Source organism: Phytohabitans sp. LZ39 (assembly GCF_059359075.1).
The window spans coordinates 1-504 of sequence record NZ_JCADBM010000073.1 but is presented as its reverse complement, the minus strand read 5'-3'; the positions used below and the strand labels follow the sequence as shown (position 1 = coordinate 504).

The 504-nt window shown below is 72.8% G+C and carries 1 protein-coding gene; it reads right to left on the bottom strand.

Annotated elements, in window-relative coordinates; genetic code table 11:
- The coding region (locus tag AC5L36_RS45400; RefSeq protein ID WP_441225336.1) for a carboxyl transferase domain-containing protein at nucleotides 1-504 on the bottom strand (504 nt) is incomplete at both ends.

Genomic DNA, 504 nt, shown 5'->3' with positions numbered 1-504 from the left:
GCGGCGGCGAGCTTCTTGCGGTGGAGGATGTTGACGGCCGCCGAGGCGCCCATGACCGCGAGCTCCGCGTTGGGCCAGGCGAAGACGGCGGTCGCGCCGAGGGAGCGGGAGTTCATCGCGATGTACGCGCCGCCGTAGGCCTTGCGCGTCACCAGCGTCACCCGGGGCACCACCGCCTCGGCGAACGCGTGCAGCAGTTTCGCGCCGCGCCGTACGACGCCGTCCCACTCCTGGCCGAGGCCGGGCAGGTAGCCGGGGACGTCTACGAGGACGATCAGCGGCACGCCCAGCGCGTCGCACATCCGCACGAAGCGGGCCGCCTTCTCGGCGCTGGCCGAGTCGAGGCAGCCGCCCAGGCGTAGCGGGTTGTTGGCGATCACGCCGACCGTGCGGCCGGCGAAGCGGCCCAGTGTGGTGACGATGTTGGGCGCCCAGCGCGCGTGCAGCTCCACGGACTCGCCGTCGAGCAGGGCCTTGATGACCGGCTTCACGTCGTACGCCCGG